Here is a 24,300-nt window from a genome sequence, read left to right as displayed (position 1 = left end):
AAGGGGGCCTTTGCGGCCCCCTTGCTTATCTGCGTAAGGGTTAGCGCAGCGCTTCGCGCCAGGCGCTTTGCAGGAACTCACGACACTGTCGCTCATTATCCCACAGGTCATCCTGGTCGGTGGTGCGCATTTCAATGGCCAGCGAAATCGGGCCGAGTTCCTCAGGCAGAGCAAGATGCAGTGCGGTTCTGATGATCTGTGCCGCCGAGGCGGTCGTCAGGAAGCCCGGCTCGCCGAATTTCATATGGTAATCGCCATATCCCTGCGCCTGTGGATCGAGAATGGCGTTAGCCAGATGAAGCTGTGAAATCAGCGGTGCCGCCGTCGTCAGCGATTCGATAAGATTTTCTTCGTTTAGCGCGACATGGGCACTGTCCCAGGCAAGATACAGCTTTGGACAGTCTGGCCGCAGCGCCTTCATCCATTCTACGGTTTCGCCGGTGGGGCCGATAAGCTGACACTTGTGCGCAAAGCGATCGAGCGGTTCAACCTGCAGTAGCATGTTGTCATACTGCCTGACGGTTTCGCCAATGCGCACCAGCGCTTCGCCAAAGCCCTTTTTGGCCTCTTCGCGGCGGGCGTCGCCGGGATCGGCGCCGCTGACCAGCGACAGTTTGCGGGTACCGCATTCGGCTGCCAGGTGGACCAGTTCACAGGCGCGGCGGATCGATCTTTCACGTAGTGCGGGATCCAGACTGCTGAGGTTGAGGTTGTCTTTCAGCAGTTCAAAGGTGAGCCACTGGGTCACGCTTAACTGATTCTGTTCTGCCACCGTGCGGATAGTCCGGGCTATCTGCGGTTGATGAATAATGCCGGTTTCAAAACCGCGGTAATAACCAATATCGGCGATTTCACGGATGACGTGCAAAAGCGCGCTTTCATCGCCAGCGAGCGGGAAAAATAGCTCGGCAATATGTGCGGAAGGATACAATTCGGTCGTCATGATGCTCTCGCTGCCTCCTCATAAAAGAGAAAAGAGTACGTCTGATGTGCGGTTGCGGTACGTACGGGATGTGATGTTGCTGGTAGTGAACATTTTAATGATCATTGAACACATGAACAAACATTGAACGCGGGTTATGTCATAATTATGACCGTGATCGCACTTTGCTCTCTGCGATAAAGTTGGGGGGTATGAGATGAATATTGTTTTAAATAAGGTAGTTATTATTTATCTTGCACCGTGATCTGCGGAGGCGTTCGCGTTCAATGTTATGGTGCAAGAGTTATCATAGTGCGCAAAAGTTTGATCGTGGCGGCACGTGGCTTACTAAGACGAGGGGTGAAACGAGCGACGGCCGCAGGAGGCTGAGGCCGTGCTCAAACGCAGGGTCAGGGCGTCTCTGATTTGATGAAATCGACAAATGCCCGCAGTGTGGCCGTTAGCTGGCGGTGACCGGGATAATACAGAAAATGGCCGGGGTAGGCCGGGCACCACTCTTCAAGGTCGCGGATTAATTTCCCTTCTTTCAGCCGCTGCGCGACCTGCGATTCAAAAAGTAAACGCGCTGCCCGATCCTGCCAGAGCGGCGGGGATAGCCAGCTCCTGGCGTTGATTGTCAATCTGCCCGGTACCTCAATGGTTTTCCGTATGCCATCACGCTCAAATTCCCAGTGATAGTAACGCCCGCTCTCAAAGCGCAAACGGATACAGGGCAAATGGCGTAGCTGCTCCGGTTCACCGGGAACGGGGTAGCGTCTGAAAAAATTGGCTGAAGCGACATAGGCGCTGCGTATCGGGGGGGCCGAGGGGAATGGCACAGCGAAGGAGAGGGAACCGCTTCGCTTAGGCGATAATCCGCACGTCGACCGGGGTTGAGCGGGGTAAACGACGGATAGGGCGTGTGACCGGGCAGAGCCAATCTGAAGCACGCGAGTGGCTACCCGCGGTTCATGCATCGCTCTGCGGCAAGTATTTTTTACGTGGCAGATCCCCCGGAGATTGCTTCAAAAAAATGACCGTATTTGTTATATTGTTGTTCATTGCTTATTCACCTCTGCGGTGCCAAAAAGAATAAGATTCGCCGCAACCCAGGAAGATAAAATGTTAGATTATCGCTTCCCGACAGCTTTGCAGATGGTTCTCAGCGTAGCGATGGCGGAGCAGTTGGGTCAACGCTCGACAAGTGCGATTCTGGCCTATGGCCTGGAAGCCAATCCGAGCTTTATCCGCAAATTAATGGTGCCGCTCACCCGTGACGGTATTATTGTCTCCACGCTGGGACGCAACGGTTCCATCCATCTTGGTCGCCCAGCGGAGAGCATCACCTTGCGCGATATCTACGTATCGGTGATCGAAGATAAAAAGCTGTGGGCGTCGCGGCCCGATGTGCCGGCCCGCTGTGTGGTCAGCGCCAACGCCTGCTGGTACTTCAAGTCTATCGCCGACGAAGCAGAGCAGGCCTCCCTGGATGTGCTGGCCCGTCATACCGTGGCAAGCGCGCTGGAAAAGGTCAAAAAAGGCGATACCAGCGGCTGCGAGCTGTTACCAGAACTGGATATCCTGAAAAAAGCGCATTAATCCTGCCGTCCGCGCAAAAAATGCCTTCACACCGAAGGCGTAGATTGCTGATAAAGAGCGAGCTTATTACATTGCCCGGCGGCGCTTCGCTTGCGCGGGCCTACAGAGATTGTGCCATCGTTTGATAGTACGGGTTTTGTAGGTTTACGCAGATTGTGCCATTGCTTGATAGTACGGGTTTTGTAGGCCGGGTCAGGCGTTAGCCGCCACCCGGCAACTCGTGGGCATAATGTTCAAAACCGGTTTATCAGCAATCTACGCCTTCACACAGAAGGCGTAGATTGCTGATAAAGAGCGAGCTTATTACATTGCCCGGCGGCGCTTCGCTTGCGCGGGCCTACACAGATTGTGCCATCGTTTGATAGTACGGGTTTTGTAGGTTTACGCAGATTGTGCCATTGCTTGATAGTACGGGTTTTGTAGGCCGGGTCAGGCGTTAGCCGCCACCCGGCAGCTCGTGGGCACAATGTCCAAAACCGGTTTGTCATCCGTATCCGCCTTCATTCAGAAGGCGGTTTTTTGTTGTCATCTATTCAGGCAGCGTTTCCAGCGTCGGTTTACCGCGCGTGACCAGCTTACGCAGCGTGACGTAGAACACCGGCGTCAGGAACAGACCAAACAGCGTCACCCCGAGCATCCCGGAGAACACCGTAATCCCGGTGACGCCGCGCACTTCCGCACCCGCTCCGTGGCCGAGGATCAGCGGTATCGTCCCGGCAATAAAGGCGATGGAGGTCATCACGATCGGACGCAGACGCAGGCGACAGGCTTCCAGCGCTGCTTCCATGATCCCTTTCCCCTGAATTTCCAGCTCGCGAGCAAACTCAACGATCAGGATCGCATTTTTACAAGCCAGCCCCATTAACACCACCAGTCCAACCTGCACGAAGACGTTATTATCGCCGCCGGTGAGCCAGACGCCGAACAGGGCGGAGAGCAGAGTCATCGGAACGATGAGGATCACCGCCAGCGGCAGCGTCCAGCTTTCATACAGCGCCGCCAGCACCAGGAACGCCAGAAGTACCGCCACCGGGAAGACAATCAGCGCCGTGTTGCCCTGGGTGGCCTGCTGGAAGCTGAGATCCGTCCATTCGATGTTCATACCATTTGGCAGCAGCTGGCCGGACATCGCGGCCAGTTTGGTCATCGCCTGAGCGGAAGAGAGCACCCGAGGATCGGCGTCGCCGATCAGATCCGCCGCCGGATAACCGTTGTAGCGGATCACCGGATCTGGCCCGTAGGTGGTGCTGATGTTAACCATACTGCCGATCGGCACCATTTCACCCTGGTTATTGCGGGTGCGCAGATTAGCAATATCCTCCACGCTGTCGCGGAATGGCCCGTCGGCCTGCGCCATGACGCGCCAGGTTCGGCCGAACTGGTTAAAGTCGTTCACATAAGATGATCCCAGGTAGGTTTGCAGCGTACCGAACAGATCGGTCAGCGATACCCCCTGCGCTTTCGCCTTGTCGCGATCGACCTGCACATCCAGCTGCGGTACGTTTGCCTGGTAGGTTGAAATAGGGAAATGCATTCCCGGCGTTTGCATGATTGCCCCGGACAGAGTATTCACCGCCGTTTGTAGCGCGCCGTAACCTAAGCCCCCTCGATCCTGAATATACAGCGAGTAACCGGAACCCTGGCCGAGGCCGAGAATCGGCGGCGGCAGGATTGAGAAGCCAAAGCCTTCCTGGATTTGCGCGATTTTGGCATTGATCTCGGCGTTAATTTCCGCCGCAGAATGTTTACGCTGATCGAATGGCTTCAGGCCAAAAAATACCGTGCCGGTGTTCGGCGTATTGGTGAATTGCAGCGCGTTAAGCCCTGGAAACGCCACCGCATAATCCACGCCTTCAGTGTTCATCCCGATTTCGCTCATTTTACGGATGACCGCGTCGGTGCGGGCCAGCGAAGAACCTTCCGGCATTTTCACGCCGCCAATCAGGTAGAGCTTGTCCTGGGTGGGAATAAACCCGCCCGGCACGGCTTTAAACATCACGCCGGCGGCGCCGAGCAGCAGCAGGTAAACAATAAACACGGCGCCACGTCGTCCGAGCGTTTTGCCAACCAGCCCCTGGTAACCATGTGAGCTACGATGGAAAAAGCGGTTAAACGGGCGGAACAGCCAGCCGAACAGGCGATCGATAAGCCGGGTTGGGAGGTCTCTCGGCGCGCCGTGCGGCTTCAGTAGCAGGGCCGCCAGCGCTGGGGAGAGAGTCAGCGAGTTGATGGCCGAGATCACCGTCGAAATCGCGATCGTCACCGCAAACTGTTTATAGAACTGCCCGGTTACACCAGAGAGGAAGGCCATCGGCACGAACACCGCGCACAGCACCAGGGCGATGGCGATAATCGGCCCGGAAACTTCACGCATCGCCTGGTGCGCAGCCTGCAGAGGGGCGAGCCCCTCTTCAATATTGCGCTCGACGTTTTCCACCACCACAATCGCGTCGTCCACCACGATCCCAATAGCGAGAACCAGACCGAACAGGCTCAGGGTATTAAGCGAGAAGCCAAGCAGATAGAGAATACCGAACGTCCCCACCACCGAGACCGGTACGGCAATCAATGGAATAATCGATGCGCGCCAGGTTTGCAGGAACAGGATCACCACCAGTACCACCAGCACCACCGCTTCGAGCAGGGTTTGCACCACTGCACGAATGGAGTCGCGCACAAAAACGGTGGGGTCGTAAGGGGCGGCCCACTTCATATCTTCCGGGAAACGCGTGGACAGTTCGTCCATTTTGGCGCGTACCGCATTCGACAAATCAATGGCGTTGGCCCCCGGCGACTGGAAGATACCGATCCCGACCGCATCTTTATTGTTAAGCTGGGAACGTAGCGCATAGCTGCCCGACCCCATTTCGATGCGTGCAACGTCGCGCAGGCGTACCAGCGAACCATCCTGGGCCGTTTTGAGAATGATATTACCGAACTCTTCCTCCGTGTGCAGACGACCCTGGGCGTTAATCGAGATCAGGAAGTCGCTCTCTTTCGGCAATGGCTCGGCGCCAAGCTGCCCGGCGGACACCTGCACGTTTTGCTCCTGCATCGCCGTCACCACATCGGAGGCGGTCAACCCACGTGCGGCCACCTTATTCGGATCCAGCCAGATTCGCATGGCGTATTCGCCGGCACCAAAAATCTGGATTTGGCCGACGCCGGGCAGGCGCGCCAGTTCGTCCTTCACTTTTAAGGTGGCGTAGTTACGCATATATAGCGAATCGTATTTACCGTTGGGCGAAAACAGATGCACCACCAGGGTGAGCGTCGGTGACTGTTTCTGGGTGGTAATCCCCAGACGGCGTACGTCTTCCGGCAGACGCGCTTCGGCCTGCGATACCCGGTTTTGTACCTGAACCTGCGCCTGATCCGGATCGGTGCCTGGGCGGAAGGTGACGGTGGTGACCAGTACGCCGTCGGAGCCGGCGACAGACTTCATGTACATCATGTTTTCGACGCCGTTGATCGCTTCTTCCAGCGGCGTCGCCACGGTCTCGGCGATCACTTTCGGGTTGGCGCCCGGATACTCCGCGCGTACCTGCACACTCGGCGGTACGACGTCAGGGTATTCGCTGACCGGTAGCAGCGGGATGGCGATGAGCCCGGTAATAAAAATCAAAATCGACAGCACCGCGGCGAAAATCGGCCTGTCGATAAAAAAGCGGGAAAAGTCCATGCGTCGGATTCTCTGGTAAGGGATCAGTTGAGGGCGGTGCTGGTGGTCATCGCCACGGTTTTCGCGTTAACCGGCATCCCGGGCATAAACACTTTTTGCAAACCCTCGACGATGACTTTATCGCCAGGATTCAGCCCCTGCTGGACGATGCGTAAACCGGCGGCCAGGCGACCCGGTTTGATATCACGGCGCTGCGCTTTACCGTCTTTATCAACGATATAGACGTATTTCCGATCCTGATCGGTCAGGACCGCTTTGTCGTCGATCAGCGTGGCCTGGAATTCAGCGCTGCCCGGCAGGCGCACGCGGGCAAACAGGCCCGGTATGAACTGACGCTGGGTGTTATCCAGCAGCGCGCGCATCCGGATAGTGCCGGTGCTCGGGGTTAGCTGATTATCGAGGAAATCCACTTTCCCCTGATGGGGGTAGCCGTCCTCTCCGACAAGACCAATCTCAACCGGGAGCGCAAGGTGATTGCTGGCAGCCCCTTGGCCACTGCGGGCGAGGTTTTGATAGTGAAGGTAGGTTGATTCGTCGACATCAAAATAGACGTAGACCGTCTTCTGCGAGACCACTGTCGTCAGCACGCTGGCGCTGTCACCAGCGGTTACGAGGTTACCGCTGGTGATCAGCGCGCGGCTGGCGCGGCCATCGATAGGGGCGGTCACTTTGGTAAAATCAAGGTTAAGTTGAGCGGCATCAACGGCTGCCTGTGCGGCCTGGATGTCGGCCTGCGCCTGGGTAGCGGCCGAACGGCGCTGCTCCCACTCCTCGCGGGATACCACGTTGGTGTTGATTAATTTGTCGGTACGACTGGCCTCGCTGCGCGCCAGGCTGGCCTGTGTTTTGGCTCTTGCCAGCGTTGCCTGCGCCTGCTCGAGGGCGGCGCGATAGGTTCTGTCATCGATAGTGAATAGCACCTCGCCCTTTTTCACTTCCTGGCCGTCGGTGTAGTTCACTTTTTCAATGTAGCCGGAGACGCGTGGACGGAGCTGAACGCTTTCTACCGCTTCAATTCGGCCGTTAAAGCTGTCCCACTGGCTAATGGATTTCACCACTACGTCAGCGGCGCTGACGGCAGGGGCTTGCGGAGCGGCGTTTTGCGCAGCGCTGTTATCGCAGCTGGCAAGTAGCATGGCGATGACTGCGCTCCCCAGTCCGCGCAGATAAAAGTTAACCCAGGTTTTTTGCAGGCTCATTATTTTTATTCCGGTAATTGTTGCCGCCGGGCAAGACGCAGCGAAGGACGCGGCGCGACTTCCTATGTCCGGGCAGGCTTAAGGCCATTTGTGTCGTTCATCGCCACAAAACTGTAACAGTTGCGAATACACTATCGCGGCGATTGTAGGAAGGCGCTTAACTAAGTGCAAGAATAATTGTTGCACTTTATGTGCTGTTTCCGTTGCGCGGGAAAGGCACATTTCAGGCAGGGATTTTAATGTAACAATAAAACTTGCAATTTATGCAAAAGCAGGTCACTTTTAAATGTATTAGATAAAGATACTTTTATTAACAGCCCAGGGGAACCCGGCATGAACACTGGCGCTTTTATACATGATTTACTTGACTGGATTGATAATAACCTTGAAAGCCGCCTCGATATTGATACGGTCTCCAGGCGGGCAGGTTATTCAAAATGGCATCTTCAGCGGATCTTCAAAGAGCATACCGGTCATCCCATCGGCGAATACATCCGCGCCCGGAAGCTGCAAAAATCGCTTGAGCGCTTAACCCGCAGCGACGAGCCGATTCTGAACGTGGCCATCGCGCTGGGCTTTGACTCCCAGCAATCCTTCAATCGCAGCTTCAAGCGCCAGTATGGCCAGGCGCCGGGGGTCTGGCGCCGCAGCATGGGAACGGCGCCATCGTGCCAGCGTCCAGGCTGATGGTGGGGCGGGATTTCATCAGGAGGTTCAGGTTTAACGGGACGAATTAAGGGCACAAAAAAGCCCGCAGGGCTTGCGCCGTGCGGGCTTTCAGGACTTCATCGGATGACTCTGGTAATCACCGATGGAGAATTTTGGTGGAGCTGGCGGGAGTTGAACCCGCGTCCGAAATTCCTACATCCTCGGCACTACATGCTTAGTCCAGTCTTTACATTCGCTGGCCAGCTGCGGACGGACACGCCACTGACAAACTAGCCTGATTAGTTTTAACGCTTCAACCCCAGGCAGGGCTTCCACGCGATCTCTTTTGGGTTTGACCTCTCTTTATTCCCCGTCTTAAGAGCGGAAGCTAGGGAGAGAGGGCTCTTAGCAGGTTATTAAGCTGCTAAAGCGTAGTTTTCGTCGTTTGCGACTATTTTTTTGCGGCTTTTTACGAGGCCAACCGCCCCTCGGCATGCACCTTGGGTTTCGCGAATCCCGTCGAATCCAGAATCAGCCCCAATGTGTTAAGGCGAGTATAACAGATTTGTGAATGAAGTTACCAGCACTCGTTCGCACGATTATGGGGGCGGGGTGGGTGAAAAAGCAGCATCAACAACGATATAGCGCATAAGGGCCAGCTGAGCCGGCCCTTAAAAAGAGGGTATTAGCGGCCAGCGTGTTTCATAATGCGGGCTTTATCCAGCGCCCACTCGCGATCTTTGAGATCGGTACGCTTGTCATGCTGCTTCTTACCTTTGGCGACGCCGATTTTCACTTTGCACCAGGCGTTCTTCCAGTACAGCGACAGGGCGACGACGGTGTAACCTTCACGGTTGATGCGGCCGTACAGGGCATCCAGCTCGCGCTGATTAAGCAGCAGCTTACGGGTACGCGTCGGGTCGCAGACGTAGTGGGTCGATGCCACGGCCATCGGCGTAAAGTTGGCACCGAAGAGATAGGCTTCGCCATCCTTCAGGATGACATAGCTGTCGCTGATGTTGGCTTTGCCGGCGCGCAGAGATTTGACTTCCCACCCTTGCAGGGCAAGACCAGCCTCGTATTCATCTTCGATAAAGTATTCATGGCGGGCGCGTTTATTCAGCGCAATGGTGGCTGATCCAGGTTTGTGGGCTTTTTTCTTGGTCATAATGTCCTGAAGTCATTGCTAAACGGGAACACAGTACCTCAATCCATCCTGCGAGGTGTAATGCGCTATCTTAGCACGAGTTGCGGCACAGCGTTTTTTTTAGCGGCAGATAAATGATATTATTTGCGACGTGTATAAATGTGGAACTTGCTATGCCTCAGATTAGCCGTACTGCGCTGGTGCCCTTCAGTGTGGAACAGATGTATCAACTCGTAAATGACGTGAAGTCCTATCCTGATTTTTTGCCGGGCTGCACCGGGAGCCGTGTGCTGGAGTCTGGGCCGACGCAGATGATGGCGGCGGTTGATGTGTCCAAAGCAGGCATCAGTAAGACCTTTACGACACGCAATACCCTTACCAGTAACCAGAGCATTTTAATGAGTCTGGTCGATGGCCCGTTTAAAAAGCTGATTGGCGGCTGGAAGTTTATCCCGCTGAGCTCGGATGCCTGCAAAATTGAGTTTCATCTTGATTTTGAATTCACCAACATGCTGATTGAGATGGCGTTTGGTCGCATCTTCAAAGAGCTGGCGTTAAATATGGTGCAGGCTTTCACGGCCAGGGCCAAAGAGGTTTATCGTGTCGGCTAACATCGTGGTGGAAGTTGCCTATGCTCTGCCGGAGAAGCAGTACCTGCAAAGCGTAAAGCTTGAAGAGGGCGCCACGGTCGAACAGGCGATTATTGCCAGTGGCCTGCTGGCGCTGCGCGGCGATATCGATCTGGCGAAGAACAAGGTCGGAATATACAGTCGCCCGGTTAAGCTGCATGATGTGGTGCATGATGGCGATCGGGTGGAAATCTACCGTCCGCTGATTGCCGATCCGAAAGAGCTGCGTCGTCAGCGCGCGGAGAAAAACGCCGGGAAATAGCGGCGAACGGGATAAAAAAAGCGCTCAGTGAGCGCTTTTTGTCTTTTTGCAGCAAGGTGCTTACCGCATTACTCGTTGGTCAGAGCCGGTTTGTTATCAATGTTGGTTAACACGCCGCTACTGTTGAAGGTCAGCGTTAGCGTCTGCTGGGTGATTTTTTCATGCCCAGGCTGCTGACGGAAAACATAGAACCAGGTGTTGGTACCAAACGGATCCGACATCATTGGGGTACCCAGCGCATAAGCAACCTGCTGTTGCGTCATGCCGACACGAATTTTTGCTACATCGTTGGGTGCCAGATAGTTACCCTGGTTGATATCAGGACGGTAAACCACTCGTTCCAGAGTGGAACAGCCTGCGGTCAACATGAGAAGAACCGCTGCGGCAGCAGTCAGCGTTTTACAGCGCATAGTGATTTTATTCCTTTTCGGGCCCGAGCAGTACGTGGCTCATCTGTAATATGCCGATAATAATAGACCTTTGCCCAGTTGGAAACCTTCGACTGCAGGTCTTACGGCAATTTGCTGTTCACTATGACTCTGCGAAAATCAAAAAGTTTACGCCGCGAGCAACTCTTTCGCGTTTGCCAGCGTGTTACGGGTGACTTCGCTACCGCCCAGCAGACGGGCCAGTTCCTGCAGTCGCGCCCGTTTGTCGAGCGGGTGCATATGGGTTTCCGTCATCTCGCCGTCGGTCTCTTTGCAGACGAAGAAATGATGATGGCCACAGCCGGCAACCTGCGGCAGGTGAGTGACGCACATGACCTGGGTAGATTCGCCCAGCTGACGCAGCAGTTTGCCTACGACTGCCGCCGTCGGGCCGCTGATACCGACATCTACCTCATCGAAAATCAGGGCCGGCGTTTCCATCTTCCGCGCAGTAATGACCTGAATGGCCAACGCAATACGCGACAGTTCGCCACCGGAGGCGACTTTAGCAATGGGCTGAAGCGGCTGCCCCGGGTTCGTCGTGACGCGAAACTCGATACGGTCGGCCCCTTCGGCGGTGAGATGACGCTCATCAAAGGCAACCTCGATGGCAAATACCCCGTGAGGCATGGAAAGTGAGCGCATACTCTCGGTGATTAACTGCGCCAGCTCTGCCGCGCTGCTTTGCCGCAGAGCGTGCAGCTGCTGAGCAGTCTCTAGCGCCAGCTGATGGTGTTCTACCACGGTCTGGCTAAGGGATTCCAGCGAGCCCGCGCTGTCGTCGAGCAGCCGCTGCTCTTCCAGCAGGCCCTGATAAAATGCGGGGAGCTCTTCCGGGGTGATCTGATGCTTACGCGCCAGGGCTATCTGACGAGAGATGCGCTGCTCCAGCTCGAACAGACGATTCGGGTCGAGATCCAGACGGTCGCTATAGTGACGCAGTTCGTCGCTGGCTTCGCTGAGCTGAATCGCCGCCTCTTCAAGCATATCCAGCACCCCCGAGAGTTTGCTGTCCATCCCGACGAGCTCAGTCACCAGTTGCCTGGCGGTGTAGAGCTGGCTTTGCAGGTTGGCTTCTTCGCCGTCTGCGAGCACCGTCAGCGCGTGCTGACAGGTGGTCAGCAGCTGGCCGCTGTTGGCCAGGCGTTTGTACTCTTCATCGATTTGTTCGAACTCGCCCGGCTGTGGATTGAACTCATTTAATTCTTTCAGCTGATATTGCAGCAGATCGGCGCGGGCAGCGCGTTCCTGGCTCTGCTGCTGATGCTGAGCCAGCTCGCGGCAGCTTTGATGCCACTGACGATAGTGTTCAGCCATACGCTGAGTAAGCGCATACTCACCGGTGTAGCCATCGAGCAGGGTTTTCTGATGTTCAGGTCGGGTCAGCAGCTGGTGCGCATGCTGGCCGTGAATCTGGATAAGCAGCTGGCCGAGCTCACGAAGCTGAGAAAGCGGGACGGCGGTACCGTTAATAAAACCGCGGAAGCGCCCGTCGGTACTGATGACGCGGCGAAGTAAACACTCACGTCCGCTTTCCAGCTGGTTCTCCTCCAGCCAGCGCTGCGCCGCCGGAGTATCTTTTAAGGCGAAGCGGGCGCACAGGTCTGCGCGGCTGGCGCCTCTTCGCACCATGTCTGCTTCGGCTCTTCCGCCAAGGCACAGCCCTAGCGCATCAATGGCAATAGATTTCCCTGCACCGGTTTCCCCGGTGATCGCGGTCATTCCGCTGTGAAAATCGATTTCCAGTTCACGAACGATAGCAAAGTTACTGATGGTGAGTTGCGCCAGCATAGCTGCCTTCCTGTATGAAAAACCATTACTGTGTTTTAGTACAGTATAGACTGGTTTTTTATCCAGTAAAGAGGCAGCTGCTAAAATCAGAACAATTTTTTCGACCAGCCGAGTTTGGTGCTCAATGTATTGAAATAGCTGTAATCTTTTGGATGAATGAGGTTCAGATGATAATCGCAGCGGTGGATAAGGACATCCTCGCCATCCTGAATCGGCAGCGCTATCTGGCTGTCGCAACTGATCTCCAGATCGCTGCAGCGCTGGGAAAAACGCAGGCGAATGGTGCTGTCACCGTTAATCACCAGCGGACGCGCCGAGAGGGTATGCGGGAACATAGGGACCAGGGTAATGGCATCCAGGGAGGGGGTCAGGATGGGGCCGCCGGCGGATAATGAATAGGCGGTGGAACCCGTCGGCGTGGAGATAATCAGGCCGTCAGAACGCTGGGAGAAGGCAAATACCTCATCGATATACACTTCGAACTCAATCATATGCGCAACTTTGCCCGGATGCAGGACCACTTCATTAATCGCGGTACTGATGCGCTTCTGGCAATCTTGCTGGCAGACCTGGGCTTCCAGCAAAAAACGTTTTTCCGAAATGTAGTGGCCTTCCAGTACGTCGGCGAGCTGCTGTAGGGCGTTATCCGGGTCAAGATCGGTCAGAAAACCGAGGTTGCCGCGGTTAATGCCGATGACGTTGATATCATAACGTGCCAGCGTTCGCGCTGCGCCGAGCATGTTGCCGTCGCCGCCCACCACTACCGCCAGATCCGCCTGCTGACCAATTTCCGCCAGCGTGCCCGTTTTGACGTTGCTAAGCTGAAGCTCATGGGCAATCTGTTGTTCGACCAGAACCTCGTAGCCTTTGCCGGAGAGCCAGCGCCAGAGCATTTCATGTGTGGTCAGCGCGGTTGGGTGACGAGGGTGTCCCACAATGCCTATACACTTGAAATGGTTCTTCATGTTCTGGATGTCCTTGCGTTAAATGAATGATGACAATCTGACAGCTTCCCTTGAAACCCGGAAACGGATCCCCATAATAAGCGAAGTTAGCGAGATGAATGCGAAAAAAAACGCGGAGAAATTCATGAGTAGTAAAGAACAGAAAACGCCTGACGGGCAAGCCCCGGAAGAAATTATCACGGAACAGCACGAGAACGTTGAGGCGGTTGAGCCTGAAGTTTCTGCTGAGCAGGTGGATCCGCGCGATGAAAAAATTGCGAATCTGGAAGCGCAGCTGGCTGAAGCTCAGACTCGTGAACGCGATGGTGTCCTGCGCATAAAAGCGGAAATGGAAAACCTGCGTCGTCGTACCGAGCTGGACGTGGAAAAAGCGCACAAATTTGCTCTGGAGAAGTTCGTTAACGAACTGCTGCCGGTAATCGACAGCCTGGACCGCGCGCTGGAAGTGGCCGATAAAGCCAATCCGGACATGGCTTCCATGGTTGAAGGTATCGAGCTGACGCTGAAGTCGATGCTGGATGTCGTACGCAAATTCGGTGTGGAAGTGATTGCCGATACCAATGTGCCGCTGGATCCTAACGTGCACCAGGCCATCGCCATGGTTGAGTCTGACGATGTGGCGGCTGGCAACGTGCTGGGCGTGATGCAAAAGGGTTATACCCTGAACGGTCGTACCATTCGCGCAGCGATGGTCACCGTGGCGAAAGCGAAATAATTCGCCTCCAACGGCCGCCTGAGGGCGGCCGTTTTTTTATCGCCCCGCGGTTTTGTTGCCTGGAGAGTGGCGGGCAAAAAAAACGGCGAACCCAGGTCCACCGTCTCTGCCTCAGGCCTGTCGATTACTCGGCGGCGCTTTCACGAAGGGGCTTCACCGGCTTGACCTTCACCTGCTTAATCATGTTGTCCTGGACGTCGAGAATATCGATATCATATTGCTCGATGCGCACGCGCGTGCCGGGAACCGGGATCTCTTCCAGTGCCTCCAGAATAATCCCGTTAACCGTTCGGGCCTCATCTTCCGGCAGATGCCAGTTAAACGCTTTATTGATTTCACGCACGTTGGCGCTGCCATCGATGATGACGGTTCCGTCAGTTAACGGCGTGACCTCTTCAGCCAGCGTCGGCGACATTGAGGTGGTGAAGTCACCGACAATCTCTTCGAGAATATCTTCTACCGTCACCAGCCCCTGGATATCACCGTACTCATCGACCACCAGGCCTACTTTCTTCTTATTGCGCTGGAACTTCACCAGCTGCGTGCTGAGCGGCGTTCCTTCCGGCACGAAGTAAATTTCGTCGGCGGCGCGCAGCATCACCTCTTTAGTGAACTCTTTTTTCTCGGTCATCAGGCGATAGGCTTCACGTACGCGCAGCATGCTGATGGCGTCGTCCAGCGAGCCGCGATACAGCACGATGCGTCCGTGAGGAGAGTGGGTCAGCTGGCGAACGATCGATTTCCAGTCGTCGTTAATATCAATACCGATAATTTCATTGCGCGGGACCATGATGTCATCGACGCTGACCTTTTCGAGATCCAACACCGACAGCAGCATGTCCTGGTTACGGCGGGAGATTTGGGTGCGCGACTCGTTCACGATGGTGCGCAGCTCATCTTTGCTCAGCGCGCCGCTGACGATGATATCGGTTTTGATGCCCATCATGCGCATCAGGAGGCGGGTGATGGTGTTCAGCAGCCAGACCAGCGGCATCATCAGCACCTGTAGTGGCGCCAGTAAGAAGCTGCTCGGGTAGGCGACCTTTTCCGGATACAGCGCCGCGATGGTTTTAGGCAGGACCTCGGCAAAAACCAGGACCACGAAGGTCAGCACGCCGGTGGCAATGGCCACCCCGGCATCGCCATACAGACGCATACCGACAATCGTCCCCAGCGCGGAGGCGAGGATGTTGACGAGGTTATTGCCAATCAGCACCAGGCTGATTAAGCGGTCGGGTTTACGCAGCAGCTTTTCTACGCGCTTTGCCTGGCGGTTGCCTTGTTTCGCCATATGCCGCAGTCGATAGCGGTTCAGGGTCATCATCCCGGTTTCAGAACCAGAGAAATAGGCAGAGATAATCACCATGATAATCAGCGTCACGATCAGCGTGGTGGTAGATATGTGTTCCAGGGGGGACTCCTTAACGCCTGGCCCGGTAGGCTATTTTATGAGCCTGCTGGCGCTGATCGCGCCAGTCTTCAGGCTTTCTGCAATGATGGCACCTACCGGGACAGGCGGGTGTTCGGGGTTAACTAATAAACTGTTGAAGCACGCGGCTGCCAAAGTAAGCCAGCGTCAGCAGGCCGGCGCCGGTGACGTTAAACCAGACGACCCGACGACCGCGCCATCCTTCATGATAGTGGCCCCATAACAGAACGATATAGACGAACCACGCAACGATCGACAGCACGGCCTTATCGATATTTTCCGTGCTAAACAGGTTATGCATATAAAACAAACCGGTGCACAGCGTCAGCGTCAGCAGGACCACGCCGACCTGCGTAATATGAAACATTTTACGCTCGATACTCATCAGCGGCGGCATTTCATGGCTGAAGGCCAGCTTTTTGTTCTTCAGCTGATAATCGATCCATGCCAGCTGGAGCGCATACAGCGCGGCAATAATCAGCGTTGCGTAAGAGAAGAGCGACAGGCCGATGTGCACCAGCATTCCCGGCGTGGTTTCCAGGTGGGTGATGTATTCGTTCGGCACGAAAGTGGCGAAAGCCAGGTTTATCAACGCAAATGCGTAGACGATAGGCAGCAGCAGCCAGCCGCGGTTACGCGACGCGACGATAGTCATCACGGTACAGATCATCAGACTGACCAGCGAACCGACGTTTAATAAACTGAGATTCTGTCCGCTCTCGCCGCCGGGGAAAATACGTGACTCCAGCGCAAAAGCATGACAAATCAACGCAATAGTTGCGGAAAGAATCGCCATCCGCCGCCAGCTGCTGTTTTTTTGCAACAGGCCAGGGATGATCAGCGCAAGGCTGATGGAATAGGCGACAAGCGCGAGCAGAGCAAAAACAGGCATATGGGTGTCGACTGTTGACTAAATAAGAAAGAGAAGCAGTATAGCGTCACGCGACGTCTGCTCCAACCGTTGCATCACATCGCGCTTCATGTCGTGTTATACTGCGCCAAATCCGTGTTTTCGTGTCGCTGCTGCGACCGACAGTTTCCACCTCAGGCGAGAGACAATGTTTGATAATTTAACCGATCGTTTGTCGCGTTCGCTGCGCAACATTAGCGGCCGCGGACGCCTTACCGAAGACAATATTAAAGACACCCTGCGTGAAGTCCGCATGGCGCTGCTGGAGGCGGACGTCGCGCTGCCGGTCGTTCGTGACTTCATCAGCCGCGTCAAAGAGAGCGCGGTGGGTCATGAAGTGAACAAAAGCCTGACCCCGGGTCAGGAGTTTGTCAAAATCGTACGTAACGAGCTGGTTGCGGCGATGGGCGAAGAGAACCAGGCGCTGGATTTAGCCGCTCAGCCGCCGGCCGTCGTGCTGATGGCGGGTCTGCAGGGGGCGGGTAAAACTACCAGCGTCGCCAAGCTGGGTAAATTCCTGCGTGAGAAGCACAAGAAGAAAGTGCTGGTGGTCTCCGCGGACGTTTATCGCCCGGCGGCGATTAAACAGCTGGAAACGCTGGCTGAGCAGGTTAACGTTGATTTCTTCCCGTCCGATGTGGGCCAGAAGCCGATCGATATCGTTAACGCCGCGCTGAAAGAAGCGAAGCTGAAGTTCTACGACGTGCTGCTGGTGGATACCGCCGGTCGTCTGCACGTTGATGAAGCGATGATGGACGAAATCAAACAGGTCCACGCTTCTCTTAATCCGGTAGAAACGCTGTTCGTCGTTGATGCGATGACCGGTCAGGATGCCGCAAATACCGCCAAGGCGTTTAACGAAGCGCTACCGCTGACCGGCGTGGTGTTGACCAAAGTGGACGGCGACGCCCGCGGCGGTGCCGCGCTGTCGATTCGTCACATCACCGGTAAGCCGATTAAGTTCCTCGGCGTCGGCGAAAAGACCGAAGCGCTGGAGCCATTCCACCCGGATCGTATTGCTTCCCGTATTCTCGGCATGGGCGACGTGCTGTCGCTGATCGAAGATATCGAGAGCAAGGTTGACCGCGCGCAGGCTGAGAAACTGGCCTCCAAGCTGAAGAAGGGCGATGGCTTTGACCTGACCGACTTCCTCGAGCAGCTGCGGCAGATGAAGAACATGGGCGGCATGGCCAGCCTGATGGGCAAACTGCCGGGTATGGGGCAGATCCCGGATAACGTTAAATCGCAGATGGACGACAAAGTGCTGGTGCGGATGGAAGCGATCATCAACTCGATGACCCTGAAAGAGCGCGCTAAGCCGGAAATCATTAAAGGTTCACGTAAGCGTCGTATCGCCGCCGGCTGCGGGATGCAGGTGCAGGACGTGAACCGTCTGCTCAAGCAGTTTGACGATATGCAGCGCATGATGAAGAAGATGAAGTCGAAAGGCGGCATGATGAAGATGATGCGTGGGATGAAAGGGATGATGCCGCCAGGGTTCCCGGGCGGTCGATGATATCTGGCGAGCTTATTTGCCCTATTTAGCCTATGCGCAGCATATGCTGATTGCAATTTCCCCAGAAATCAGTAAAATTTTCGGGCTTTTAATATGACACCCGGGCTCCGTTCCTCGATGGGGCCCGGGTGTTCTATTCACACAAGAGGATGTTATGGTAACTATTCGTTTAGCTCGTCACGGCGCTAAAAAGCGTCCGTTCTACCAGGTTGTTGTCACCGACAGCCGTAATGCACGCAACGGTCGCTTCATCGAGCGCGTTGGTTTCTTCAACCCGATCGCTTCTGCGAACGAAGAAGAAACGCGTCTGGATCTGGATCGTATCGCTCACTGGGTTGGCCAGGGCGCTACCGTTTCCGATCGCGTTGCAGCGCTGATCAAAGCAGCAAACAAAGCAGCTTAATCTGTCACGGTGGTCATGATGAGCAAGCAACACACCGCACAAGCACCTGTTGATCCGATCGTATTGGGCAAGATGGGTTCTTCCTACGGTATCCGTGGTTGGCTCAGAGTGTTTTCCTCCACCGAAGACGCCGAAAGCATTTTTGACTATCAGCCCTGGTTAATCCAGAAGGCGGGTCAGTGGCAGGTCGTTGAGCTGGAAAGCTGGCGCCACCATAATCAGGACATCGTTATTAAGCTGAAAGGCATTGACGATCGTGATGCTGCGAATCTGCTGACTAATTGCGAAATTGTCGTGGATTCCTCGCAGCTGCCGAAGCTCGAAGAGGGTGACTATTACTGGAAAGACCTGATGGGCTGCCAGGTAGTAACCACAGAAGGCTATGGCCTTGGTAAAGTCATCGACATGATGGAAACCGGGTCAAATGACGTTCTCGTCATTAAGGCAAACCTGAAAGATGCATTTGGTATCAAGGAGCGGCTGGTTCCGTTCCTCGATGGGCAGGTTATCAAGAAAGTCGATCTCGCTACTCGTACCATCGAAGTAGACTGGGATCCTGGTTTTTAAATTCTCCGGATAAACGGTAAAAGACGGCGCTATGTGGATTGGCATAATTAGCCTGTTTCCTGAAATGTTCCGCGCAATTACCGATTACGGGGTAACTGGCCGGGCAGTAAAAAATGGCCTGCTGAGCATCCAGAGCTGGAGTCCTCGTGACTTTGCTCATGACCGGCACCGTACCGTGGACGATCGTCCTTACGGCGGCGGACCGGGGATGCTAATGATGGTGCAACCCTTACGGGATGCCATTCACACAGCAAAAGCCGCGGCAGGTGAAGGCGCAAAGGTGATTTATCTGTCACCTCAGGGACGCAAGCTTGATCAAGCGGGCGTCAGCGAACTGGCAACGAATCAGAAACTGATTCTGGTGTGCGGTCGCTATGAAGGCATAGATGAGCGCGTAATCCAGACCGAAATTGACGAAGAATGGTCAATCGGTGATTACGTCCTCAGCGGTGGTGAGTTACCAGCCATGACGCTGATTGACTCCGTTTCCCGGTTTATTCCGGGGGTTCTGGGTCATGAGGCATCGGCAACGGAAGATTCCTTTGCCGATGGATTGCTGGACTGTCCACACTATACCCGTCCTGAAGTGTTAGAAGAGATGGAAGTACCGCCAGTTTTGCTGTCGGGAAACCATGCTGAGATTCGTCGCTGGCGTTTGAAACAGTCGCTGGGCCGTACCTGGCTTAGAAGACCTGAACTTTTGGAAAACCTGGCTCTGACTGAAGAGCAAGCAAAGTTGCTGGCGGAGTTCAAAACTGAACACGCAAAACAGCAGCATAAACATGATGGGATGGCGTAAGCCCCCAATATCAGTTTACCCAGGATAAGAGATTAAATTATGAGCAACATTATTAAGCAACTTGAACAAGAACAGATGAAGCAGGACGTACCTTCCTTCCGTCCGGGTGATACCGTGGAAGTGAAAGTATGGGTTGTTGAAGGTTCCAAAAAACGTCTGCAGGCATTCGAGGGCGTGGTTATCGCTATTCGTAACCGCGGTCTGCACTCTGCATTCACTGTTCGTAAAATTTCCAACGGCGAAGGCGTTGAGCGTGTCTTCCAGACTCACTCTCCGGTAGTTGACAGCATTGCTGTTAAACGTCGTGGTGCTGTACGTAAAGCTAAACTGTACTACCTGCGTGAGCGTACCGGTAAGTCTGCTCGTATCAAAGAGCGTCTTAACTAAGATTCGCTTTCGCGACATCCTGATGAAAAGGGCTGGCCCGTTGGGCCGGCCCTTTTTTTATCTTCAATTTAACCATTCTGATGTAAATCATTTACAATATCGCTCTCATTTCGGAGGGGCGGTGGTCAGCAAACTTTCTCTACAATCAGCGTTTATACGGCGAGCCGCATGGCTGGCGCTGTTTTCGATCCTGCTGATTGTGGTTGCGCCGCTGATCTCGGTGTCACTGCAAAAAGATCCGATGAGCGCTATGCCCGGCATGCATCATGCGATGATGATGGCGGATATGCCGCATGAGCAGGCGATGTCCCACCCGGCGGTCTCTCCTGCGCCCCAGTCGACGCACACGATGCCGCTCGACCATGCGGAGGCCTGTGGCTACTGCGTGCTGCTGGCTCACGTACCGGGGCTGCTCTTTGCGCTGGCGCTGCTTATCTCCGTTATCCTGCGCCGCGTGCGCGTGCTTTTCCCCTGTCTGGTGCTCAAGCGCCGGCATTTCTTCCCCTGGCTGTACCCCGAAACCCGCGCGCCGCCGCGTCTGTCTGCTTTTTCTGCTTTCTAAAATAACAATGCGCACAGCGCTACGTTCTCTTTTTGCTTTCAGAAAGGAAAAGTATGACTACCTGCACCTCACGCGCGGCATGGCTGAACCTGCTGCGACGTCTCCATTTTTATATTGGTCTGTTTATCGGGCCGTTTATCTTCGTGGCGGCCCTTACCGGGACGCTGTACGTGGCCACTCCACAGCTGGAGAACTGGCTCTATCAGGATGCCCTTCATGGTTCGCTGAACGGCGATCGTCAGCCGCTTAGCGCCCAGCTGATGGTCGCGGAAGAGACGACTCAGGGGAATCTTCGTTTACAGGCGGTGCGCCCGGCTATTAAGGCCGGGGAGACCACGCGGGTGATGTTTGCCGATCCGCAGTTGGGAGAGTCTGAGTCCCGGGCGATCTTTATCGACCCGGTAACGCTGAAAGTGAAGGGCGATATGACGGTCTATGGCACCAGCGGAATTTTACCGTTGCGCCAGTGGATCGATTACGCCCATAAATCATTGCTGCTCGGGGATAGCGGCCGGCTTTATAGCGAGCTGGCTGCATCATGGATGTGGGTTGCGGCACTCGGTGGCATTGTCCTCTGGGCGATGACTCGTCCCCGCAAGCGGATCAATAATCGTATGCAGAATAGCCGTCGTCTGCATGTTTCTCTCGGCTGGGTGCTACTGGCAGGTATGCTGCTCTTCTCCGCCACCGGGCTGACCTGGTCGCAGTGGGCCGGTGGCAATGTGGATAAAATGCGCGCGGCATTCGGCTGGCTGACCCCGCAGGTGAATACGCAGCTGCATAGCGCAATGCCGATGCCGAATGATCCGCATGCCGAACATCATATGGGGCATATGGCCGATGCGGCGCCGGCGGCGAAAGGCGAACAGTTTGATCGGGTGCTGACAATCGCGCGCGCGGCGGGTCTCAATGCCAGCAAGCTGGAAATCCGACCTCCGGCAGCGGCGGGGCGTGCGTGGACGGTCAATGAAATTGACCGAAGCTGGCCAACGCAGGTGGACGCGGTGGCAGTTGACGGGGAGAGCATGCAGGTTGTTGATCGCACCCGCTTTGCCGATTTCCCGTTAATGGCGAAGCTGACCCGCTGGGGCGTGGATTTCCATATGGGGATTCTGTTTGGTCTTGCCAATCAGCTGCTGCTGATCGCGTTTGGGATCGCGCTGTGCGTGATGATTGTGGTGGGATATCGTCTGTGGTGGATCCGGCGGCCGGCTCATGCGGCGTTTAACCCGGCGAATACCCTGATTCAGGCGTGGTTCAACCTGGGATGGCCCGCCCGCGCGCTCACGCTGGCGATTGCAGTGATGCTGGGGCTGGCGCTACCGTTAATGGGCGCCAGCCTCGCGGCAGGACTGGTCATTGACTATCTACGCTGGCGGGCGGCAACGGCCGTCTTGCTCGCGAAGTCGGTCGACTAAGTGCCTACGGCGTGCTGATGACCACCGTAACGCGGCGGTTTTCAGCACGTCCTTTCGCCGTATCGTTGCTGGCGATCGGATATTTTTTACCTAATCCACGGGTCGTTAAATTGCTGCGCGGGATATTGGCTCCCTTCGCCCAGTCATCCGCGACGATATCGGCGCGTTTAAGCGACAGCATTTCGTTATAGCTGTCTTCACCGTAGTTATCGGTGTGTCCGTCTAACCGAGCGTGCGTAATCCCGGTAGCAGCCAGACGAGAGGCCATTTTCTGGATTTGCGCCTGGCTATCGCTGCGCAGATGGTAGTCGTTTTTATCAAACAGGATGCTGTCGGACAAACCCAGCGACCAGTCGCCATCACTTTCCGTAAAGCCGTAAGACTTCATGGCGGCAACCTGTTCCTGAGAGAATTTCCCTTGCGGGGCCTGACAGCCGGTGAGTAAAACCGCGGCCATCAGCGCGGGAGCAAAATATTTCCTGAGCATTGTGGTTCCTTTTATTTTTGTACTTGCGGAATACGCCGGTGTTTCATCCGATACATATTTTGATCGGCGAACTCCTGCAGATTCTCCGCTGACGCATGTTCCCAGGCCAGCGCATAGCCGATGCTGAGCGACAGGGTCGCAGTATGGCCGTTATGCAGATTAAACGGCTCAAGAAACTGGCTGGATAACGATGCGCAGAGCGTCTTTACTTCCGCCTCTGAGTGAACGTCACGCAACAAGATCGCGAATTCGTCCCCGCCTAAACGCCAGGCCTGATGGTGCTTGCTGACAAAATTCATCAGCCGGCTGGCGACTTCGATGAGGACCTTGTCTCCCGTTGCATGACCCCAGTTATCATTAATCAGCTTAAAATTATCGCCATCAAGAAAGAGTAATGCCGAACTGCGTCGGGCAGCCTCATCTTTCATTAATGTACTGATGACGTTGCGAAACGCCGCGCGATTGGCCAGCCCGGTGAGGGGATCATGTAACGACGTGCGTAACAGCTGGGCATTTTTAGCCTGCAGCTGCTGCTGCCAGTCCTCCATTTCACCCAACAGGCTATTAAAGTCCTGGGCAAACAGATGGAACTCCTCGATGCGCTCTTCAGGGACCCGGCGGGAGAAGTGGCGGTTTTCCCGGATGTCATGGACCACTTCGGTAATGCTTTGTAAGGCGGTGACGATACCGTGGTGCAGAGAATGCGTCAGCAATAAGGCGATAAATGAGGCCAGCAGAATACTGCCAGTCAAAACGATGATAGATATGCCGAGGAAGTGGCTTATCAGGCTGTCCAGCGCCGTCAGCCGAAGTTCGCCGACGACCTTCCCCAGATGCCAGATTGGCTGGGTTGTTGGTTCAGGAAACAGCCATTTGCTGATGATCCCGCTGAATTTCTCCTGCCGAACCAGGTCCGTATTACGCCAGACGGCGAAGTGATTTTGCTGGTTATCCAGCACCAGCGCTTCTGAAAACTGCCCCTGCCTGCCGAGCGTGGCCAGCGTCTCTTCTGCCGCAGCGCTGTCATCGAAAACCAGCGCGGCTTCAAGACTACGGCTCATTGTGGCGGCCGTCAGCGCCAGATTCTTCTGCGCATACTGTTTTAACGTAAAGACTGATGCGGTACTCAGCAATAGCCAGACCAGGGTCATAGAGATCACCACGCTTATCACGCTGATACGGCGTAGTGCTCGTTTAAAGGTGGGGCGCGGAGCCTGAGAGAAATCCTTATTCATGTGCATTGTTCCGGGCAAGCATCAGTACGTCTGGATTAACCCGCACACCGCTGTGTGTCAGGACATCCAGATTCACGGAGAATCTGACCCTTTTGTCATTTATGATCAGGCAAAAAGCACTGCCAATTGCACACTCGCTATTTTGTTCCGCAATGAGTAACAGGGGACGTGATGGGTATTCTGCGGTGAGCTTCGCCTGTTGAGAGGGCGATTCGCTGCCAAAATAAAATCCATCACAGACCGTATTCAACGCTTCTTCGGTATTACGCACAATGACCGGTTTGTACGGCAAAGCCTCAGGTTGTTCCTGAGCCAGGCTGTAGGTATAACGCGAGGTAGAAAAGATACACAACCTGGGCGGGCCAGATAATGCTGGCCAGCGGGTATAGGTGACAATACCCGAAACAATAGCCCGAACATTTTTAGGCGCGTCAGCGGCAAAAGCGGGATGGCCCACGATAAATAACAAAAAAATAAAAAAAAGACGGTGAGACTCTTTCATTAACGGATCCGTCAGGTTCGTCGGGGTGCATGAATTGCAGATCGCTGATGCCCGGGCGCAGGATATCATTGTTGGTGGGGAGCGTCATTAACCGCCCC

25 protein-coding genes and 1 other RNA gene are annotated in these 24,300 nt (G+C 55.1%); 12 read left to right on the top strand and 14 right to left on the bottom strand.

The window, feature by feature from the left end; translation table 11 throughout:
- Positions 1–40 precede the first annotated feature (40 nt).
- Complete coding sequence (locus MC50_RS02245; protein WP_047663391.1) at positions 41–943, bottom strand: sugar phosphate isomerase/epimerase family protein; 903 nt, start codon at positions 941–943, stop codon at positions 41–43.
- Positions 944–1,332: 389 nt separating this feature from the next.
- Positions 1,333–1,899: a LysR substrate-binding domain-containing protein gene (locus MC50_RS02240; protein WP_080724342.1), complete on the bottom strand. Its 567-nt coding sequence runs from the start codon at positions 1,897–1,899 to the stop codon at positions 1,333–1,335.
- 145 nt (positions 1,900–2,044) lie between these two features.
- Here MC50_RS02240 and MC50_RS02235 point away from each other — a divergent pair, with 145 nt between their 5' ends.
- Positions 2,045–2,521 (top strand): RrF2 family transcriptional regulator, encoded by a 477-nt coding sequence (locus MC50_RS02235; RefSeq protein WP_032686421.1) that lies wholly within the window; start codon positions 2,045–2,047, stop codon positions 2,519–2,521.
- 529 nt (positions 2,522–3,050) lie between these two features.
- Here MC50_RS02235 and oqxB read toward each other — a convergent pair.
- Positions 3,051–6,203 carry a multidrug efflux RND transporter permease subunit OqxB gene (oqxB, locus tag MC50_RS02230; protein WP_032686422.1) on the bottom strand — a complete coding sequence of 1,051 codons (3,153 nt, stop codon included), beginning with the start codon at positions 6,201–6,203 and terminating at the stop codon, positions 3,051–3,053.
- Positions 6,204–6,226: 23 nt separating this feature from the next.
- Positions 6,227–7,402, bottom strand: coding sequence for an efflux RND transporter periplasmic adaptor subunit (locus MC50_RS02225; protein ID WP_032686423.1), 1,176 nt, complete (start codon positions 7,400–7,402; stop codon positions 6,227–6,229).
- A gap of 333 nt (positions 7,403–7,735) precedes the next feature.
- Between MC50_RS02225 and MC50_RS02220 the strand changes: the two genes are divergently transcribed.
- Positions 7,736–8,089: a helix-turn-helix domain-containing protein gene (locus MC50_RS02220; protein WP_032686424.1), complete on the top strand. Its 354-nt coding sequence runs from the start codon at positions 7,736–7,738 to the stop codon at positions 8,087–8,089.
- Between the two features lie 135 nt (positions 8,090–8,224).
- On the opposite strand, the gene ssrA is transcribed toward MC50_RS02220, so the two are convergent.
- Both ssrA and smpB read right to left on the bottom strand, forming a co-directional pair.
- Positions 8,225–8,589, bottom strand: a transfer-messenger RNA (tmRNA) gene (gene ssrA / locus MC50_RS02215).
- A gap of 146 nt (positions 8,590–8,735) precedes the next feature.
- Positions 8,736–9,218 (bottom strand): SsrA-binding protein SmpB, encoded by a 483-nt coding sequence (gene smpB / locus MC50_RS02210; protein WP_004866580.1) that lies wholly within the window; start codon positions 9,216–9,218, stop codon positions 8,736–8,738.
- Between the two features lie 152 nt (positions 9,219–9,370).
- Here smpB and MC50_RS02205 point away from each other — a divergent pair, with 152 nt between their 5' ends.
- Complete coding sequence (locus MC50_RS02205; RefSeq protein ID WP_004866577.1) at positions 9,371–9,808, top strand: type II toxin-antitoxin system RatA family toxin; 438 nt, start codon at positions 9,371–9,373, stop codon at positions 9,806–9,808.
- Positions 9,798–10,088: an RnfH family protein gene (locus tag MC50_RS02200; protein WP_032686440.1), complete on the top strand. Its 291-nt coding sequence runs from the start codon at positions 9,798–9,800 to the stop codon at positions 10,086–10,088. Before MC50_RS02205 ends, MC50_RS02200 begins: the two co-directional genes overlap by 11 nt.
- Positions 10,089–10,156: 68 nt before the next feature.
- On the opposite strand, the gene bamE is transcribed toward MC50_RS02200, so the two are convergent.
- The 3 genes from bamE to nadK form a co-directional block, all read right to left on the bottom strand.
- On the bottom strand, positions 10,157–10,498 hold the full coding sequence (bamE, locus tag MC50_RS02195) for an outer membrane protein assembly factor BamE (RefSeq protein WP_004866572.1): 342 nt from the start codon (positions 10,496–10,498) through the stop codon (positions 10,157–10,159).
- A gap of 147 nt (positions 10,499–10,645) precedes the next feature.
- Positions 10,646–12,307 (bottom strand): DNA repair protein RecN, encoded by a 1,662-nt coding sequence (gene recN / locus MC50_RS02190; RefSeq protein ID WP_047663390.1) that lies wholly within the window; start codon positions 12,305–12,307, stop codon positions 10,646–10,648.
- Between the two features lie 86 nt (positions 12,308–12,393).
- Positions 12,394–13,272 (bottom strand): NAD(+) kinase, encoded by an 879-nt coding sequence (gene nadK / locus MC50_RS02185; RefSeq protein WP_004866566.1) that lies wholly within the window; start codon positions 13,270–13,272, stop codon positions 12,394–12,396.
- 124 nt (positions 13,273–13,396) lie between these two features.
- On the opposite strand from nadK, the gene grpE reads away from it, so the two are divergent.
- Positions 13,397–13,987 (top strand): nucleotide exchange factor GrpE, encoded by a 591-nt coding sequence (grpE, locus tag MC50_RS02180; RefSeq protein WP_004866563.1) that lies wholly within the window; start codon positions 13,397–13,399, stop codon positions 13,985–13,987.
- Positions 13,988–14,111: 124 nt separating this feature from the next.
- Here the strand turns inward: grpE and MC50_RS02175 are convergent, their stop codons facing one another.
- Both MC50_RS02175 and MC50_RS02170 read right to left on the bottom strand, forming a co-directional pair.
- The gene (locus tag MC50_RS02175; RefSeq protein WP_032686444.1) at positions 14,112–15,398 is read right to left on the bottom strand and encodes an HlyC/CorC family transporter; all 1,287 of its coding nucleotides are present in this window, start codon (positions 15,396–15,398) and stop codon (positions 14,112–14,114) included.
- A gap of 118 nt (positions 15,399–15,516) precedes the next feature.
- A complete protein-coding gene (locus MC50_RS02170; protein ID WP_004866556.1) occupies positions 15,517–16,308 on the bottom strand; it encodes a cytochrome C assembly family protein in 792 nt (263 codons plus the stop codon).
- Positions 16,309–16,474: 166 nt separating this feature from the next.
- On the opposite strand from MC50_RS02170, the gene ffh reads away from it, so the two are divergent.
- The 7 genes from ffh (at position 16,475) to MC50_RS02135 (ending at position 21,978) form a co-directional block, all read left to right on the top strand.
- On the top strand, positions 16,475–17,842 hold the full coding sequence (ffh, locus tag MC50_RS02165) for a signal recognition particle protein (RefSeq protein WP_032686445.1): 1,368 nt from the start codon (positions 16,475–16,477) through the stop codon (positions 17,840–17,842).
- Positions 17,843–17,996: 154 nt separating this feature from the next.
- The gene (gene rpsP / locus MC50_RS02160) at positions 17,997–18,245 is read left to right on the top strand and encodes a 30S ribosomal protein S16 (RefSeq protein WP_004866550.1); all 249 of its coding nucleotides are present in this window, start codon (positions 17,997–17,999) and stop codon (positions 18,243–18,245) included.
- An 18-nt stretch (positions 18,246–18,263) separates the two neighbouring features.
- Positions 18,264–18,812 carry a ribosome maturation factor RimM gene (gene rimM, locus MC50_RS02155; protein WP_004866548.1) on the top strand — a complete coding sequence of 183 codons (549 nt, stop codon included), beginning with the start codon at positions 18,264–18,266 and terminating at the stop codon, positions 18,810–18,812.
- Positions 18,813–18,843: 31 nt separating this feature from the next.
- Positions 18,844–19,611, top strand: a complete 768-nt coding sequence (gene trmD / locus MC50_RS02150) for a tRNA (guanosine(37)-N1)-methyltransferase TrmD (RefSeq protein ID WP_004866546.1) — start codon at positions 18,844–18,846, stop codon at positions 19,609–19,611.
- A 39-nt stretch (positions 19,612–19,650) separates the two neighbouring features.
- Positions 19,651–19,998 (top strand): 50S ribosomal protein L19, encoded by a 348-nt coding sequence (rplS, locus tag MC50_RS02145; RefSeq protein ID WP_002914145.1) that lies wholly within the window; start codon positions 19,651–19,653, stop codon positions 19,996–19,998.
- Positions 19,999–20,119: 121 nt separating this feature from the next.
- A complete protein-coding gene (locus MC50_RS02140) occupies positions 20,120–20,560 on the top strand; it encodes a DUF2946 domain-containing protein (RefSeq protein WP_047663389.1) in 441 nt (146 codons plus the stop codon).
- 53 nt (positions 20,561–20,613) lie between these two features.
- Positions 20,614–21,978, top strand: coding sequence for a PepSY-associated TM helix domain-containing protein (locus MC50_RS02135; protein WP_047663388.1), 1,365 nt, complete (start codon positions 20,614–20,616; stop codon positions 21,976–21,978).
- 4 nt (positions 21,979–21,982) lie between these two features.
- Here MC50_RS02135 and MC50_RS02130 read toward each other — a convergent pair whose 3' ends face one another.
- From MC50_RS02130 to MC50_RS02120, 3 genes are read right to left on the bottom strand one after another with little or no spacing between them, the layout of a single operon-like run.
- Entirely contained in the window at positions 21,983–22,465 is a 483-nt protein-coding gene (locus MC50_RS02130) for an OmpA family protein (protein WP_032686448.1), read from the bottom strand.
- Between the two features lie 11 nt (positions 22,466–22,476).
- Positions 22,477–23,700, bottom strand: a complete 1,224-nt coding sequence (gene dgcN / locus MC50_RS02125; protein WP_032686449.1) for a diguanylate cyclase DgcN — start codon at positions 23,698–23,700, stop codon at positions 22,477–22,479.
- Entirely contained in the window at positions 23,693–24,202 is a 510-nt protein-coding gene (locus MC50_RS02120) for a YfiR family protein (RefSeq protein WP_032686450.1), read from the bottom strand. Before MC50_RS02120 ends, dgcN begins: the two co-directional genes overlap by 8 nt.
- Positions 24,203–24,300: the final 98 nt, after the last annotated feature.

Source organism: Klebsiella planticola, from assembly GCF_000783935.2.
GTDB classification, from domain to species: domain Bacteria; phylum Pseudomonadota; class Gammaproteobacteria; order Enterobacterales; family Enterobacteriaceae; genus Klebsiella; species Klebsiella planticola.
This window is presented reverse-complemented; position numbering and strand designations above follow the sequence as displayed.